Source organism: Salipiger pentaromativorans, from assembly GCF_024721115.1.
Lineage (GTDB): Bacteria > Pseudomonadota > Alphaproteobacteria > Rhodobacterales > Rhodobacteraceae > Salipiger > Salipiger pentaromativorans.
This window is the reverse complement of sequence record NZ_JAMDHK010000005.1, coordinates 245,155-260,460: the sequence shown is the minus strand read 5'-3', so window position 1 is coordinate 260,460 and position 15,306 is coordinate 245,155. Positions and strand designations below refer to the sequence as shown.

Here is a 15,306-nt window from a genome sequence, read left to right as displayed (position 1 = left end):
ACATTGCTGACAAGGCTTGTGCCGCTGCTCGCTGCGGCGTTTCTTACTGTTTTTGCAGGTGCTGCGCAGGCGCTGGACGTGCGCGCGGCGGTGCTGCGGGTGGACTACCCCACTCTGCTGCCGATCTCGCGCTTCGATCTGCGGCCCGAGGATCTGGGCTTTGCCGGGGCGGTGCTGGCCGACGAGGACAATGGCACCACCGGGCGGTTCCTGGGCCACAGCTACGACACCGCAACCGTTGCCGCAGCGCCGGAGGAGGCCGATGCGGCGCTCGAGGCGCTGCTTGCGGAGGGCATCCGGTATCTGGTGATCGACGCGCAGGCCGGGGATCTGCTGCGGCTGACCGACCGGGCCGCGCAGGCGGGGGCGCTGGTGGTGAACACCCGTGCGCCGGAAACAGCGCTGCGGGACGATGCCTGCCGGGCCAACCTGCTGCATATCGCGCCCTCGAACGCCATGAAGGCCGATGCGGTGGCGCAGTTTGCGGTCTGGAAGAAATGGCCGCGCTGGCTGCTGGTCGAAGGCTCGAACCCCGCCGACCGCGCGCTGGCCGATGCCTATCGCCGCGCGGCGCACAAGTTCGGGGCGAAGGTCGTCGAGGACCGGGTTTTCGAGGACACCGGCGGCGCCCGGCGGACCGATTCCGGCCATGTGATGGTGCAGCGGCAATTGCCGACCTTCATGCAACGAACCAAGGAGCATGACGTGGTGATCGCCGCCGATGCCACCGATTATTTCGCCGCCTATCTGCCCTATCATCTGTGGACGCCGCGCCCGGTCATGGGCAGCGCCGGGCTGCGCCCGGTCACCATCCACGGTGCCCATGAGGCCTGGGGCGCGACGCAGTTCCAGACCCGGTTCGAAAAGCTCACCCGCCGCTACGTGATGGAAGAGGATTACAACGTCTGGCTGGCGCTGCGCGTGCTGGGCGAGGCGGTGACCCGCACGACCAGCACCGACCCGCGCGAGATCGAGGCCTATGTGCTGTCGGACGCTTTCGAGCTGGCCGCCTTCAAGGGGCAGAAGGTGACCTTTCGCGACTGGAACGGCCAGATGCGCCAGCCGATCCTGCTTTACGATGGGCGGATCACCGTCAGCGTGAGCCCGCAGGAAGGCTTTTTGCACCAGGTCTCGCCGCTGGACACGCTGGGGCTCGACCGCCCCGAATCCGCCTGCACCGCATTCCAATGAGGAAACACGCCATGAACCCCCTGATCCTCTCTGCCGCGCTGTGCCTTGCGGCCAGCAGCGCCTTCGCGGGCAAGGCGTTCGTCTCGAACGAGCGCGGCAACACCATCACCGTGATCGACACATCGACCTGGGAGCCCATCGAGGAATTCAGCGGCGGCAACCGCCCGCGCGGCATCACGCTCTCGCCCGATGGCAAGCTGCTTTATGTCTGCGCCTCGGATGACGACGCGGTGCGGGTTTTCGACACCGAAACCTATCAGGAGCTCTACACCCTGCCGTCGGGCCCCGATCCCGAACTCTTCGTGCTCGATCCGGCAGGCTCGCCGCTCTACATCGCCAATGAGGACGACAATCTCGTCACCGTGACCGATACTCGGACCCACAAGATTCTGGCAGAGGTGCCGGTGGGGGTCGAGCCCGAGGGCATGGCGATCTCGCCCGACGAGAAATGGGTGGTGAATACGTCCGAGACCACCAACATGGCGCATTTCATCTCGACCGAGGATTACCAGATCAAGCACAATGTGCTGGTGGACCAGCGCCCGCGCTATGCGGAATACACCGCGGACGGTAAAAGACTCTTTGTCAGCGCCGAGATCGGCGGCACGGTCAGTGTGATCGACATCGCCGAGGACGGAACGCCGACGCTCACGCAGAAGATCGGCTTCGAGGTGCCCGGCGTGCTGCCGGAATGGCTTCAGCCGGTTGGGGTCAAGATCACCCGGGACGGCAGCCGTATCTTCGTGGCGCTGGGGCCGGCGAATCGCGTGGCGGTGATCGACGGCGCCTCGCTGGAGGTTGTCGATTATATCATGGTCGGACAGCGCGTCTGGCAGATGGCCTTTACACCGGGTGAAGAGTTTCTGGTGACGACCAACGGGAATTCCAACGATGTGACGGTGATCGACGTGGCCCGGGAACAGGCCATCAGGTCGGTGCCGGTGGGGCAGCAGCCCTGGGGCGTGGCGATCACGCCCCACTAGACAAGAAGGGGTGCGGCGATCACGTTGGGCCCGATGACCGGGTACGGCGACCCGCTTGCCCGGCGCGCGCTTTTCTGGGGAGGAGAGATTATGCGCTTTCAACGATTTATGGCGGCGCTCGGGGCGCTGTGCCTGGCCTCGGCGGCGATGGCCGCGGATCTGCCGGTGATCCGGGCCGCGACGCTCAAGATCGGCACGGTGAACTGGGAGCTGTCCACCATCGCCGCGAACGGGCTGGACGAGAAACACGGCTTCAAGCTCGAGATGATGCCCTATGCCGACAACGGCGCCACCCGCATCGCGGTCGAGGGCGGCGAGGCCGACATGGCTGTGGCGGATTGGATCTGGGTGGCGCGGCAGCGCGCCGAGGGCAAGGACTATGTGGTGGTGCCCTATTCCCGCGCGGTCGGCGGGGTCGTGGTGCCCGAGGGCTCGGACGCCCGCACGCTGGCCGATCTCGCCGGCGGCAAGATCGGCATCGCGGGCGGGCCGCTGGACAAATCCTGGCTGATCCTGCGCGCCTATGCGCAGAAGGAATACGGGCTCGATCTCAAGGCCGAGACCGAGCAGGTCTTTGGCGCGCCACCGCTGATCTTCAAATCGGCACTGGGCGGCGATTACGCGGGGGCGATCAATTTCTGGCACTTCCTGGCCAAGATGAAGGCCGCCGGCATGCGCGAGCTGATCTCGGTCGAGACCGCCGCGATGGCGCTGGGGCTGGATCCGGACGTGCCGCTGCTGGGCTATTATTTCAAGGGCGACTTCCTGGCGTCCCACCCCGATCTGGCGCAGGGCTTTTACGAGGCCAGCCGCGAGGCCAAGGCGCTGCTGGCCGACGAGGCTGGCGCCTGGGATGCGGTTCGCCCGATGATGAATGCCAAGACCGATGCGCAGTTCGAGCAGCTTCGCGCCGACTGGCTGGCGGGGGTGCCCGCGCGCGGCCCGGTGGATGCGGCGGCGGCGGGCCGGCTTCTGGCGCTGATGGCCGATCTCGGCGGGGCCGAGCTGGTCGGCCGCGCCGACGCCGTGCCCGACGGTCTTTTCGCGGCGGTGCAATGAGGCAGGATCGCTGCGCAGATGACCGGCGCGTCGTGCCCTTTCGCCCCCTGCGTCCGGAGCCGGGCGTGATCCGCGTCGATATTCGCGCCAAGCGGTTCGGGGTCACGCCGATCCTGGAGAACGTGCGCTTCGAGGTGGCGCGTGGCGAGACGGTGGCGCTGTTGGGGCCGTCCGGGATCGGCAAATCCACTCTGCTGCGGATTGTTGCCGGGCTCGACGGCGATTTCGAGGGCCATGTCGACCGGCCGGAATCCATGGCGATGGTGTTTCAGGAGCCCACCCTGCTGCCCTGGCGCAGCGCGCTGCGCAACCTGACGCTGGTCCATCCCGAACTGAGCGACCGGCAGGCCCGGGCCGCGCTGGCGCGGGTCGGGCTGAAAGGCCGCGAAGAGGCCTTTCCGGGGCGCCTGTCGCTGGGTCAGCAGCGGCGGCTGGCGCTGGCGCGCGCCTTTGCCGGCCGGCCCGAGATGCTGGTCATGGACGAGCCCTTTGTCTCGCTCGATCCGGCGCTGGCCGAGTCCATGCTGTCGCTGACCGAGGCGCTGATCGCCGAGGCCCGCCCCGCAACGATCTTTGTCACCCATGCCAGAGCCGAGGCCGAACGCCTAGCCAACCGCATATTGGAGCTGCGCGGCCATCCGGCCACGCTTTCCCCTCATCTGGTCTGAAGGAGGAAGACCCATGAAAACCCCGCTATTCGCGGCGGCGCTCGCGCTATGCGCCCTGCCCGCCGCCGCGCATGACTTCGGCTTTGCCGGCGTGCTGTCCAATTCCAACAAGGGCGAGATGCCCGGCATCCTGCTGTCGGTGGGCAAGCCGCTGGCCGAGGCGCCGATCACGTTGAAATCCGGGATGCTCTACGAGCTCGAGATCGAGGCCGACGGCAGCGGTGAACTGGCGCTGGAAGGCTCGGGGTTCTTCCGGGCGATCTGGGTCAACGAGGTGGTGGTGAACGGGCTGGAGATCCGGCCCTTCGGCCTGGAAAGCGTCGAGTTCGACGAGGCCGGAACGATGGAGATCGAGTTCCTCGCCATCAAGCCGGGCCGTTATTATCTCAAGATCCCCGGCAGCAGCGGCGAAAGCCAGCGCGTGGATATTTCCATCCAGTAGACCGGCGCAAGCGCAGTTGCAGGCGGCGCCATCGCCGTCCGGAAAGATCGGGCTCAGCGCGCCCGGATCGCGGCACCGTCAGGACGGTGCCGCGGAAAGCTGCCTAGCTCCATTTCCAGAGCGCGGGTACAAAGCGATAGGTTTCGCCGTCCTTCATCACATGCCCGACACCGGGGAAGGGGAAGTGATAGCCCAGAACGGCCATGCGATCGGCGACCGCCATGTCGAGCAGGCGCTGGCGCGTGGCGACGGTCTGCGCCCCGTCCATATCGAAACCGTTGAACCACTCGGGATGGGCGAAGTTCATGTAGGAATGGCTCATCGCATCGCCGGTGACGAGCAGTTGCTGGCCGTTCGACTCGAGGATCAGGCTCATGTGACCGGGCGTGTGGCCCGGCGTGTCGATCACGCGCAGCCCCGGCACGATCTCCTGTTCGTTGGACAGAAGCTGCCAGTCGGCGCCGTCCACATTGATCGAGTTCTGCGCCCCCACGACGAATTGCTGCATGTCCGGCGCAACGGTGCCGGCCAGCCCGTCCTGCATCCAGAAATCATGTTCGGACTGGCCGATGAAATAGGCCGCGTCGGGCAGGATCGCCTCGTCGAAATCGTCGCGGATGCCCCAGATGTGATCGGGGTGCGCATGGGTGATGACCACATGGGTGATCTCGCCCGGGGCGATGCCGGCGGCATCGAGGTTGTCCAGGAGCCGGCCGGCGGTGTCGAGGAAGCGGTTGCCCGAGCCGACATCGACCAGCACCTTGGCATCGCCCAGCTCCACCAGCAGGTGGTTGGTGTGCGAATAGTTGATTTCGGGCGAGAGATAATAGCTTTCCAGGAAGGCCTTCACCGTTTCGGGATCGGCGTTCACGCCCAGCCCGTTGGCCGGAAGCTGCAGCGAGCCGTCCGAGATCACCGTCAATTTCGCCTCGCCCAGCGAGAAGGAGAAATGCGACGGGTTGCCCGCGGCGGGTGCCCCCAGCTCCGCGCGGCCCATGGCCGGCAGGGTCAGCGCGGGCGCGGCGGCGGCCATGGCCAGAATGTCCCGGCGCGTCGGCTTGAAAATCGTCATGCGAGCCTCCCAGTTCTTCGCAAACATGAACAGATATGAATAAGATACCCGAGCCACCCACGATTACCAGAGCCAAGGCGGCGCGGCGCGGTCACGCTACGCGCAGAAGCGTCACATGGGTGTCGCCGTAGCGGCGGTTTTCCAGCAGATCGAACCCTTCGGGCGCGGCTTGCGGCGCGTTCTCCTCCCAGACCACCAGCGCCCCCGGGGCGAGCCAGCCGCCCGCGCGGGCCGCGGCCAGTGCCGCCCCGCCCAGAGCCTTGCCGTAAGGCGGATCGAGAAAGACCAGATCGCAGGCGGTGCCCTCCGCCGGCAGGCGGGTGGCGTCGCGGGCGATCACCTTGGTGCGGTCGGCGCAGCCCAGTAGCCGGATGTTCTCGCGCAGCAGCGACAGCGCCTTGCGCCCGTCATCGACAAAGCAGCAGGACGCCGCGCCGCGCGAGAGCGCTTCCAGCCCCAGCGCGCCGGTGCCGGCAAAGAGGTCGAGCACCTGCGCACCCTCGAACGGGTCGCCGAAGCGGCCACCGGCGAGCATGTTGAAGAGGCTCTCGCGCACCCGGTCGGTGGTGGGGCGCAGATGGGCGCGGGGGTCGCCCTTGCCCACCGCGGTCAGCGCCCGGCCGCGCCATTCTCCGGCGATGATCCTCACGCGCTCAAAAGCGCCTTGAGATCGGTGTCGGGGTTGCCCACGGCACCGGGCGCGGGCGATTTCCCCGCCTCGATCAGCCGCTTGCCGACCATATAGGCGCGCGGATCGTTCATCGCGTCGAGCGCCAGCAGCGTCTCGCCGGCGTAGTACCAATGCGAGACCGCCGCGCCGCTCTGGCGCAGCACCACCCGGTCATAGCCGGTGTTCAGCCCTGCGATTTGCAGCTTCACGTCATATTGGTCGGACCAGAACCAGGGTCTCGCCAGATAGGGGCGCTCGGCCCCCATGATATTGTCCGCCACCGTCTCGGCCTGGTCGATGGCGTTGCCGACGCTTTCCAGCCGGAGCCGGGCGCCGCCATGGGGGAACGAGGCGCAATCCCCCGCCGCCCAGACCTGCGGCGCCGAGGTCCGGCCCTGGGCGTCGGTGCGGATGCCGTTCTCGATGGCGATCCCGGCGGCTTCGGCGAGGGCGGTGTCGGGCAGGATGCCGACGCCGGCGATGACGAAATCGACCGCAAGCGCACTGCCGTCGGTCAGCTCGGCCCCGGTCACCCGGCCCCCGGTTCCGGTGAGCGTGCCGAGCCCGACGCCTTCGCGGATATCGACGCCATGACCGGTGTGCAGCGCGCGGAAATAATCGGCGGTCTCGGGCGCGGCGACCCGCTGGAGGATACGGGCCGCCATTTCCACCAGGGTCACCTTGAGCCCCAGCTTGGCAGCGACCGCCGCCGCTTCCAGACCGATATAGCCGCCGCCCACGATCAGCACGCGGGCGCCTTCGGTGAAGCGCGGGCGCATGGCATCCACATCGCCGATGCCGCGCACCACGAAGACGCCGTCAAGATCGCCGCCGATCGCCGCGGGCAGCCGGCGCGGCGCGGAGCCGGTGCAGAACACCAGATCGTCATAGGAGATCTCGCGCCCGCCGGCGATGACGTGCCGCGCCCGGGTATCCACCGCGATTGCGGGGCTGTCCAGCATCAGCGCGATGCGCTGCTCGTCGTAAAAGGCCGGAGGGCGGAGGAACAGGCGCTCCTGCGCCATCTCACCCAGCAGATAGGCCTTGCTGAGCGGCGGGCGCTGATAGGGCGGCAGCGGCTCGGCCCCGATCAGCGTGATGCCGCCGTCGAACCCCTTGCCGCGCAGCCGTGCCACCAGCGAAGCGCCGGCCTGGCCCGCGCCGATCACCACCACATCGCCCATCTGCGCCTGTCCTTCCGAATTTCCGAGTTGGCCTTGATCGGGCGCAGCCTATATCCCGGTGAACGGGAAACGCAAATCAGGGAGACACCCGCACATGTCAATTTCCGCAGGAGATACGCTGCCAGAAGCCACGCTGAGCAGGATGGGCGCCGAGGGCGTGGAGACGGTGACGCTGAGCGACCGTCTCAAGGGGCGCAAGGTGGTGATCTTTGGCATCCCGGGTGCCTTTTCCGGCACCTGTCAGGTCGAACATGTGCCGAGTTTCATCCGCACCAAGGATGCGCTGGCCGAGAAGGGTGTCGAGGAGATCATCTGCATCGCGGTGAACGATCCTTTCGTGATGAAGGCCTTCGCCGAGGTGACCGGTGCCGACGAGGCGGGGCTGACGATGCTCTGCGATGCGGATTCCGCCTTTTCCAAGGCCATCGGGATGGAACTCACCGTGCCGGCGATCGGCTTTTTCTCGCGGTCCAAGCGCTATGCGATGCTGGTCGAGGACGGCACCGTGACCCGGTTCCTGCCCGAGCAGACCCGCGGCTGCGAAACCTCCGCGGGCGAGGCTCTGCTCGCGGCAATGTGAGCGCGCCCGGCGATATGGCCGGCGCGGGCCCCGTTGCGGGGTCCGCGCGCGGCTGTCAGCCGGCGCGCTTTAGATCCTCGATCATCGCGTTGAGATCGCCGCGCCGCTTGTCGAGCATCGCGCCGATCTCGGTGCGCTCGGTCAGCAGCATGTTCACGCCCTCGATATACATGTTGTAGAAACGGCCGGATTTCTCGCCGACAAAGAACGTGACCTCGAAGGGCGCCTCGCCGCGCAGATAGGCGGTGGTCGAGACCTGATAGGCGTTCTTGACCTTCTTGGCGCCGTTCACCTCCAGCCGCCCGCCGACGAATTCGCGGAACCGCTTGCCGTATTTGCGCGAGATATAGCCCGAGAACGCCGCCGAGAACGCCTTTTTCTGGGCCGGGCTGGCGCTGCGGCCATCGGCCCCCAGCGCATAGGCGGCGATATAGGGCATGTCGCCGTAGCTTTCGAAGATGCGCTTGAAGTCGCCGAGCATCGCGGATTCCGATTTGCCGGAATCGATCACCCGGTTGATCTCGCCCACCAGCTTGTCCACCAGCGTCTGGGCCTGCGCCGAGGTGGCCGCGAAGACCGCTGCGGGCAGCGCCGAGATCAACCCCGCCATCGCCAGAGACCCGAGAAGACCGCGCCGGGAAAGGACGTGCCGTGCCATTCAGAAACCCTCCGTATCCAATGCTTCGGGGTCGATATAGTCCTCTTCCCCCGCGCTTTCATCTCCCAGCTCGAAGCGGCGCTTCTGGAGATAGATCATCCGAAGCTGGGCGTAGCTGTCGGCGCTGTCATACAGGACCGAATCCACCGTCTCGCCGTATCGCGCGCGGCTCAGCGCCTTGTCGGCGAGCTTTGCGCCGGTGGCGTAGTAGCGGTCGGGGGTGGGCACGAGATAGCTGACCGGATCGGTGAAGAGATCGACGACCTTGCCGACCGCGTCGCGCTCGGTCGCGGGCCCCAGCACCGGCAGTTCGATATAGGCCCCCTCGGGAAGCCCCCAGACATAAAGCGTTTCGCCGAAATCGCTCTCGTCTTCCGGCAGGCCGATCTGCGAGGCCACGTCGAACAGCCCGGCGATGCCGACCGTGGCATTCACCGAGAATCGCAGCGTGTTGCGCGCGGCGCGGCCGAGGCGCGCCTGCAGGATCTGGTTCATCACGGTTTGCGGCAGCGATACGGTATCGGCGAAATTGGCGACCCCTTCGGCCAGCGGTTCGGGGACAGAGGCGGCCAGCCCGGGCCCCTCGCCGCCGGAAAGCGCGCTGTCGATCCGCTTGTTGAAGGCATGAACGCGGCGGTTTGCGCCTTCGTTCGGATCGTAGATCCCGTCGGGCGCCTCACCCGGCCCGGGCACGGCGCAGGCCGAGACCGCAAGACCGGCCATCAACACCAAGATCGTCCTGATCCCCGAAACTCGGCTCACCCTCTTGGCAAATGGCATTGGAAATTCCCGTTATTGCTATACAAAGACGCATATTCGCAGACTAACCCGCCCCCAAGCAACCCAAGGGCATTCCGCCGCGCTGTGACACTTTGGCGACAGAACGATAGTTAAACGATTGCCTGTGCATGATACAGGCCTACGAGATAGCAACGGAGAGCCGACGCGCTCATGCAACAAAGATCCAAGGATGCCGGCCGCGACGAACTGGTGGCCGCCCGTAAACAAAGCCGCCCGTATTACTGGTTCGTGGCAATCTTCAGCTTCTTCGTGAACATGCTGATGCTGACCGGCCCGCTTTACATGCTTCAGGTCTATGACCGGGTGCTGGGGTCGCGGTCCGAGGCGACGCTGATCGCGCTCTCGGTGCTTGTGGTGTTCCTCTACGGGATGATGGGCATCCTCGACTATGCCCGCAGCCGGGTCATGGCGCGGGTCGCCGCGCGGTTCCAGGCGGCGATGGATCTGCGGGTGTTCGACGCGGTGATGCGCCGGGCCGCCGTGCAGCCCGACGAACTGGCCGCGACCGGCCTGAAAGATCTCGAATCGGTGCAGCGGCTGATGTCTTCGCCGGTGCTGATGTCGATGTTCGACATTCCCTGGACGCCGTTCTTCATCGCCGGGATCTTCATCTTCCATCCCTGGCTTGGCTATCTCGCCATCGCCGGCGGGCTGGTGCTGGTGGTGATCACCGGCTTCAACCAGCTTCTCAGCCGCAACCCGACGCTGAAATCGAACCGCGCGTTGCTGCGGGCCGAACATACCTCGGAACAGATCCGCAACGAGGCCGAGATGGTGCAGTCGCTCGGCATGCGCGAGGCCGCGTTCAAGCGCTGGCACAAGGCACGGGCCGAGTCGCTGAAGGGGCAGATCGGCACCACCGACATCGTCGGTACCTTCTCGGTGGTCACCAAGACATTCCGCCTGTTCCTGCAATCGGCGATGCTGGGTCTGGGCGCCTATCTGGTGCTACAGGGCGAACTGACCGCGGGCGCAATGATCGCCGGCTCGATCCTGATGGGCCGTGCGCTCGCCCCGATCGAGATGGCGATCGGCCAGTGGCCGATGGTGACCCGCGCGCGCAAGGGCTGGGACAGCCTCGCCCAGCTTCTGAACGAGGTGCCGCCCGAGGAGGCCCGCCTGCCGCTGCCCAAGCCGAAGGCCAATCTCGAGGTCACGCAGCTGACGGTCGTGCCGCCGGGCGAACATCAGGCGGCGCTGCGGCTGGTCAGCTTCACCCTGTTGCCAGGGCAGGCGATGGGGGTGATCGGATCCTCCGGCGCCGGGAAGTCGACGTTGGCGCGCGCGCTGACCGGGGTCTGGCGCCCGGCGGGCGGCAAGATCCGTCTCGATGGCGCCTCTCTCGAACAATACGGTCAGACGCTGGGCCAGCATATCGGCTATCTGCCGCAGCGGGTCGCGCTGTTCGACGGCACCATCGCCGAGAACATCGCGCGGCTGTCGCAAACCCCCGACCCTGAACAGATCGTCGAGGCGGCGAAAAAGGCCGACGCGCATGAGATGATCCTCAAGCTGCCCAACGGCTACGACACGCGGGTGTCTTCGGCGGGGGGGCGGCTGTCGGGCGGGCAGGTGCAGCGGATCGGGCTGGCGCGTGCGATGTACGGCGATCCGGTCATTCTGGTGCTGGACGAGCCGAACTCGAATCTCGACAATGAGGGCTCCGAGGCGGTGAATCAGGCGATCCGCCGGATGAAGGAGCAGGGCAAGGCGGTGATCATCATGGCGCACCGCCCCGCCGCGATCCGCGAATGCGACGTGCTGATGATGCTGGAACACGGCGCCCGCGCGGCCTTTGGCCCCAAGGACGAGGTGCTGCGTTCCATGGTCAAGAACCACGAACAGATCGTGCAGAACGCCGGGCCGGGAGGGGTAAGATGAGCGAGACCGACAAGGATTTTCCGCTGCGCAGGCCGATGATGTTCGGTCTGATCGCATTGCTGATTCTGGTCGCCGGCTTCGGCACCTGGGCGGCAACCACCGAGATTTCCGGCGCGATCATCGCCGGAGGACGGATCCAGGTGGATCAGAACCGCCAGGTCGTGCAGCATGCCGATGGCGGGACGGTCTCCGAAATCCTCGTCGATGAGGGCGATGTGGTGGAGAAGGGCGATGTGCTGATCCGCCTCGACCCGACGCTGCTGCAATCCGAACTGACCATCGTCGAGGGGCAGTATTTCGAACTGCTCGCGCGCCGGGCGCGGCTCGAGGCCGAGCGCGACAACAAGGACGAGATCGTCTTCCCCGAAGAACTGCTTCAGATGGCCAGTGCCGATGGCGAGATTTCCGAACTGGTGGATGGCCAGCGCAACCTGTTCTTCGCCCGGCTCGAATCCGTCGCGCGCGAGGTCGAGCAACTGGGCAAGCGCAGCGAGCAGATCGGCAATCAGGTTGTCGGCATCGAGGCGCAGACCGAGGCGCTGGGCAGCCAGCTTGCGCTCATCGAAAAGGAGCTGACCGATCAGCAAACGCTGTTCGACCGGGGGCTGGCGCAGGCCAGCCGCGTGCTGGCATTGCAGCGCGAAGAGGCGCGGCTGTCGGGCGAACGGGGCGAACTGATTGCGCAGAAGGCGCAGGCCGAAGGCCAGATCACCGAGATCGACATCGAGATCCTGAAGCTCGCGACCGCGCGCCGCGAAGAGGCGATCACCACGTTGCGCGACATGCAGTTCCGCTCCCGCGAGCTGGCCGAGCAGCGCCAGGCGCTGCGCGAGCAGCTCAAGCGGATGGAGATCACCGCGCCGGTTTCGGGGGTCGTCTACGGGCTGACCGTCTTCACCCCGCGTTCGGTGATCCGCGCCGCCGAGCCGGTGCTCTATCTCATTCCGCAGGACCGCCCGCTGGTGATCTCGGTGCAGGTCGAGCCGATCCATATCGACCAGACCCATATCGGCCAGCAGGTCTCGCTGCGCTTCGCCGCGCTCGATCAGCGCACCACGCCGGAACTCTTCGGCACCGTCACCAAGATTTCGGCCGATGCGTTCACCGACGAGAACACCTCGATCAGCTATTACCGCGCCGAGATTGTGCTGAGCGAGGGCGAGATGGCCAAGCTGCCCGAGGACACCACCCTCATCCCCGGCATGCCGGTCGAGGCGTTTCTGCGCACCGCCGACCGCACGCCGCTGGCCTATCTGGTGAAACCCTTCACCGATTACTTCTCGAAGGCGTTCCGCGAAAGCTGAGCCTTTCCGGTCCTCCGGCTATTTCCATTGCGCTGCGGGGCGGTTAGCGTCGCGCCGAAATCAGCCGGAGGATTCCATGACCGACATCGACGCCCGCCTGGCCGAGCTGGGCCTGACCCTGCCCGACGCGCCTGCCCCCGCCGCCAATTACGTGCCCTATGTGCAAAGCGGCAACATGCTCTTTGTCTCGGGTCAGATCAGCCAAGGTCCGGACGGGCTCATGCTTGGCAAGCTCGGTGCCGATCTCGATGTCGAGGCGGGCGCCAAGGCGGCGGCGGCCTGTGCGCTCAGCCTGCTGGCACAGGCGCGCGCGGCCTGCGGCGGCGACTTTTCCAAGCTCAAGCGGGTGGTGAAGCTGACCGGCTTCGTCAACTCCACGCCCGAGTTCACCGACCAGCCCAAGGTGATCAACGGCGCCTCCGATCTGCTGGTCGCCGTTCTCGGCGACGCCGGGCGGCATTCGCGCTCGGCGGTTTCGGCCGCCGCGCTGCCGCTGGGCGTGGCCGTCGAGATCGAAGCGATCTTCGAGCTCGCCTGATGCCCGCGCTGCCCGCCGCCTTCCTCGACCGGCCCGTCGCGCATCGTGCCCTGCACGACAAGGCGGCGGGGCGACCCGAGAATTCCGCCGAGGCGATCCGCGCCGCGGTGGCGGCGGGCTATGGCATCGAGATCGACCTTCAGCCCTCGTCCGACGGCGTGGCGATGGTCTTTCACGATTATGCGCTGGACCGGCTGACCGCCGAGACCGGGCCGGTGACGGAGCGCAGCGCCGCCGAGCTGGGGGCGATTCCGCTCCTGAACGGAACGGCGGGCATCCCGACGTTGTCGCAGGTGCTGGAGCTGGTTGCGGGACGGGTGCCGCTGCTCATCGAGGTCAAGGATCAGGACGGCGCCATGGGCCCCGATGTGGGCCCGCTGGAGGCTGCCGCCGCCGAGACGCTCGCAGGCTATGACGGGCCGGTGGCGCTGATGTCCTTCAATCCGCATTCGGTGGCGACGCTGGCGCGACTCGCGCCGCGGATCCCGCGCGGGCTCACCACCTGCGGCTATACGCCCGAGGACACGCCGGGCCTGCCCGAGACGGCGCGCGCGCACCTGCGCGGCATTCTCGATTTCGAGCGCACCGGCGCGAGCTTTATCAGCCATCACTGGCGCGATCTCTCCAATCCGCGCGTGCAGGAGCTTCGGGCGCAGGGGGTGCCGGTGCTCTGCTGGACGATCCGCTCGCCTGCGGAAGAGGCGGAGGCGCGCAAGGTCGCGCAGAACATCACCTTCGAGGGCTATGCGGCTTGAACCCCGCCCCTCGCGGACCAGATAAAGTCCGGCAGGGAACCCGAGCATGACCGATCACGACCCCGGCGCCAGCATCGCCGTCAACGTCCTGACTTCACTCGACCAGATCGCGCCAGGCGACTGGGATGCCTGCGCCTGCCCCGAGTCCGCCGACGGCGGGCGCCCGCACGACCCGTTCACCACCTGGCGGTTCCTGCATGCACTGGAAGCCTCGGGCTCGGTCGGCCCCGGAACCGGCTGGGAGCCGCGCTATCTCGCCGCCGAGCTGGACGGCGAGACCATTGCCGTGGCGCCGCTTTACGCCAAGGGCCACAGCCAGGGCGAATATATCTTCGATCATTCCTGGGCGCATGCCTACGAACGGGCGGGCGGGCAGTATTACCCCAAGCTGCAAATCGCCGTGCCCTTCACCCCCGCCACCGGGCGGCGGTTCCTGACGAAACCCGGCCACGAAGCCACGGGCATGTCGGCGCTGGTGCAGGGGGCGGTGCAGTTTGGCGCGGAAAACGGGCTCAGTTCGCTGCATGTCACCTTCTGCACCGAAGCCGAGGCCATCGCGGGCGAACGCATGGGGCTTCTGCGCCGGATCACCCAGCAGTTTCACTGGCAGAACGAGGGCTATGCCGATTTCGATGCCTTCCTTGCCAGCCTCAGCTCGCGCAAGCGCAAGAACATCCGCAAGGAACGGCGCACCGCGCAGGAGTTCGGCGGCACCATCGCGATGCTGACCGGCGACGAGATCCGGTCCGAACATTGGGATGCCTTCTGGCGGTTCTATCAGGACACCGGCTCGCGCAAATGGGGCTCGCCCTATCTCACCCGCGCGTTTTTCGAGATTGCCCATGACACGCTGCGCGACGACATCGCGCTGGTCATGGCCGAGCGCGGCGGGCGCTATGTGGCGGGGGCGCTGAATTTCGTGGGGCGCGAGGCGCTTTACGGCCGCTACTGGGGTTGCGTCGAAGATCACCCCTGCCTGCATTTCGAAGCCTGCTATTATCAGGCCATCGAGTTCGCGATCGGCCACGGGCTGGACCGGGTCGAGGCCGGCGCGCAGGGGGAGCACAAGCTGGCGCGGGGCTATCTGCCGACGCAGACCCACAGCCTGCACTGGCTGGCCGACCGGGGCTTTGCCGAGGCGGTGGAGCGCTATCTCGAGGAAGAGCGCCGCGCAGTGGATGAGGATATCGAGATCCTCACCGCCTACGGGCCCTTCCGCAAGGAGCACAGGGAGGAACAGGAATGACGGAAAAGCTTTCCGAGACGGCCCGGGAGACGATCCTTGCGCCGCTTTTGCAGAACGGCTGGGAGATGGTCGAGGACCGGGACGCGATCCACAAGACCTTTGTGTTCGCCGATTTTATCGAGGCCTTTGCCTGGATGACCCGCGCTGCCATGTGGGCGGAGAAATGGAACCACCACCCGGAATGGACGAATGTCTACAAGCGGGTGGATGTGGTGCTGACGACCCATGATGTGGGCGGGTTGTCGTCGCTGGACGCCAAGCTGGCGCGGAAGCT

17 protein-coding genes are annotated in these 15,306 nt (G+C 66.6%); 12 read left to right on the top strand and 5 right to left on the bottom strand.

What is annotated here, in order from left to right; translation table 11 throughout:
* The first annotated feature begins 6 nt into the window (after positions 1–6).
* From M4578_RS11070 to M4578_RS11050, 5 genes are all read left to right on the top strand, one after another.
* A complete protein-coding gene (locus M4578_RS11070) occupies positions 7–1,191 on the top strand; it encodes an ABC transporter substrate-binding protein (RefSeq protein WP_258093540.1) in 1,185 nt (394 codons plus the stop codon).
* Between the two features lie 11 nt (positions 1,192–1,202).
* Complete coding sequence (locus tag M4578_RS11065) at positions 1,203–2,174, top strand: YVTN family beta-propeller repeat protein (protein ID WP_258093477.1); 972 nt, start codon at positions 1,203–1,205, stop codon at positions 2,172–2,174.
* A gap of 90 nt (positions 2,175–2,264) precedes the next feature.
* Complete coding sequence (locus tag M4578_RS11060) at positions 2,265–3,233, top strand: ABC transporter substrate-binding protein (RefSeq protein WP_258093476.1); 969 nt, start codon at positions 2,265–2,267, stop codon at positions 3,231–3,233.
* Between the two features lie 65 nt (positions 3,234–3,298).
* Positions 3,299–3,901, top strand: a complete 603-nt coding sequence (locus tag M4578_RS11055; RefSeq protein ID WP_258093475.1) for an ABC transporter ATP-binding protein — start codon at positions 3,299–3,301, stop codon at positions 3,899–3,901.
* 13 nt (positions 3,902–3,914) lie between these two features.
* Positions 3,915–4,343 carry a cupredoxin domain-containing protein gene (locus tag M4578_RS11050; RefSeq protein ID WP_258093474.1) on the top strand — a complete coding sequence of 143 codons (429 nt, stop codon included), beginning with the start codon at positions 3,915–3,917 and terminating at the stop codon, positions 4,341–4,343.
* A 103-nt stretch (positions 4,344–4,446) separates the two neighbouring features.
* On the opposite strand, the gene M4578_RS11045 is transcribed toward M4578_RS11050, so the two are convergent.
* From M4578_RS11045 to M4578_RS11035, 3 genes are all read right to left on the bottom strand, one after another.
* A complete protein-coding gene (locus M4578_RS11045) occupies positions 4,447–5,415 on the bottom strand; it encodes an MBL fold metallo-hydrolase (protein WP_258093473.1) in 969 nt (322 codons plus the stop codon).
* A 91-nt stretch (positions 5,416–5,506) separates the two neighbouring features.
* Positions 5,507–6,064, bottom strand: coding sequence for a 16S rRNA (guanine(966)-N(2))-methyltransferase RsmD (rsmD, locus tag M4578_RS11040; protein WP_258093472.1), 558 nt, complete (start codon positions 6,062–6,064; stop codon positions 5,507–5,509).
* Complete coding sequence (locus M4578_RS11035; protein ID WP_258093471.1) at positions 6,061–7,269, bottom strand: NAD(P)/FAD-dependent oxidoreductase; 1,209 nt, start codon at positions 7,267–7,269, stop codon at positions 6,061–6,063. Before M4578_RS11035 ends, rsmD begins: the two co-directional genes overlap by 4 nt.
* A 94-nt stretch (positions 7,270–7,363) precedes the next feature.
* Here M4578_RS11035 and M4578_RS11030 point away from each other — a divergent pair, with 94 nt between their 5' ends.
* Positions 7,364–7,849: a peroxiredoxin gene (locus tag M4578_RS11030; protein WP_258093470.1), complete on the top strand. Its 486-nt coding sequence runs from the start codon at positions 7,364–7,366 to the stop codon at positions 7,847–7,849.
* A gap of 55 nt (positions 7,850–7,904) precedes the next feature.
* Here M4578_RS11030 and M4578_RS11025 read toward each other — a convergent pair whose 3' ends face one another.
* Both M4578_RS11025 and M4578_RS11020 read right to left on the bottom strand, forming a co-directional pair.
* Entirely contained in the window at positions 7,905–8,507 is a 603-nt protein-coding gene (locus M4578_RS11025) for an MlaC/ttg2D family ABC transporter substrate-binding protein (protein ID WP_258093469.1), read from the bottom strand.
* The gene (locus M4578_RS11020) at positions 8,508–9,230 is read right to left on the bottom strand and encodes an MlaA family lipoprotein (protein ID WP_258093539.1); all 723 of its coding nucleotides are present in this window, start codon (positions 9,228–9,230) and stop codon (positions 8,508–8,510) included.
* A 228-nt stretch (positions 9,231–9,458) separates the two neighbouring features.
* Between M4578_RS11020 and M4578_RS11015 the strand changes: the two genes are divergently transcribed.
* From M4578_RS11015 to M4578_RS10990, 6 genes are all read left to right on the top strand, one after another.
* Positions 9,459–11,189, top strand: a complete 1,731-nt coding sequence (locus tag M4578_RS11015; protein ID WP_258093468.1) for a type I secretion system permease/ATPase — start codon at positions 9,459–9,461, stop codon at positions 11,187–11,189.
* Positions 11,186–12,493: an HlyD family type I secretion periplasmic adaptor subunit gene (locus M4578_RS11010; protein WP_258093467.1), complete on the top strand. Its 1,308-nt coding sequence runs from the start codon at positions 11,186–11,188 to the stop codon at positions 12,491–12,493. Before M4578_RS11015 ends, M4578_RS11010 begins: the two co-directional genes overlap by 4 nt.
* A 76-nt stretch (positions 12,494–12,569) precedes the next feature.
* Positions 12,570–13,031: a RidA family protein gene (locus tag M4578_RS11005; protein ID WP_258093466.1), complete on the top strand. Its 462-nt coding sequence runs from the start codon at positions 12,570–12,572 to the stop codon at positions 13,029–13,031.
* On the top strand, positions 13,031–13,786 hold the full coding sequence (locus M4578_RS11000; RefSeq protein WP_420854806.1) for a glycerophosphodiester phosphodiesterase family protein: 756 nt from the start codon (positions 13,031–13,033) through the stop codon (positions 13,784–13,786). Before M4578_RS11005 ends, M4578_RS11000 begins: the two co-directional genes overlap by 1 nt.
* A 46-nt stretch (positions 13,787–13,832) precedes the next feature.
* A complete protein-coding gene (locus M4578_RS10995) occupies positions 13,833–15,032 on the top strand; it encodes a GNAT family N-acetyltransferase (RefSeq protein WP_258093465.1) in 1,200 nt (399 codons plus the stop codon).
* Positions 15,029–15,306: 4a-hydroxytetrahydrobiopterin dehydratase (locus M4578_RS10990; RefSeq protein ID WP_258093464.1), on the top strand; the 278-nt coding region annotated here is incomplete at its 3' end. The genes M4578_RS10995 and M4578_RS10990, both read left to right, overlap by 4 nt.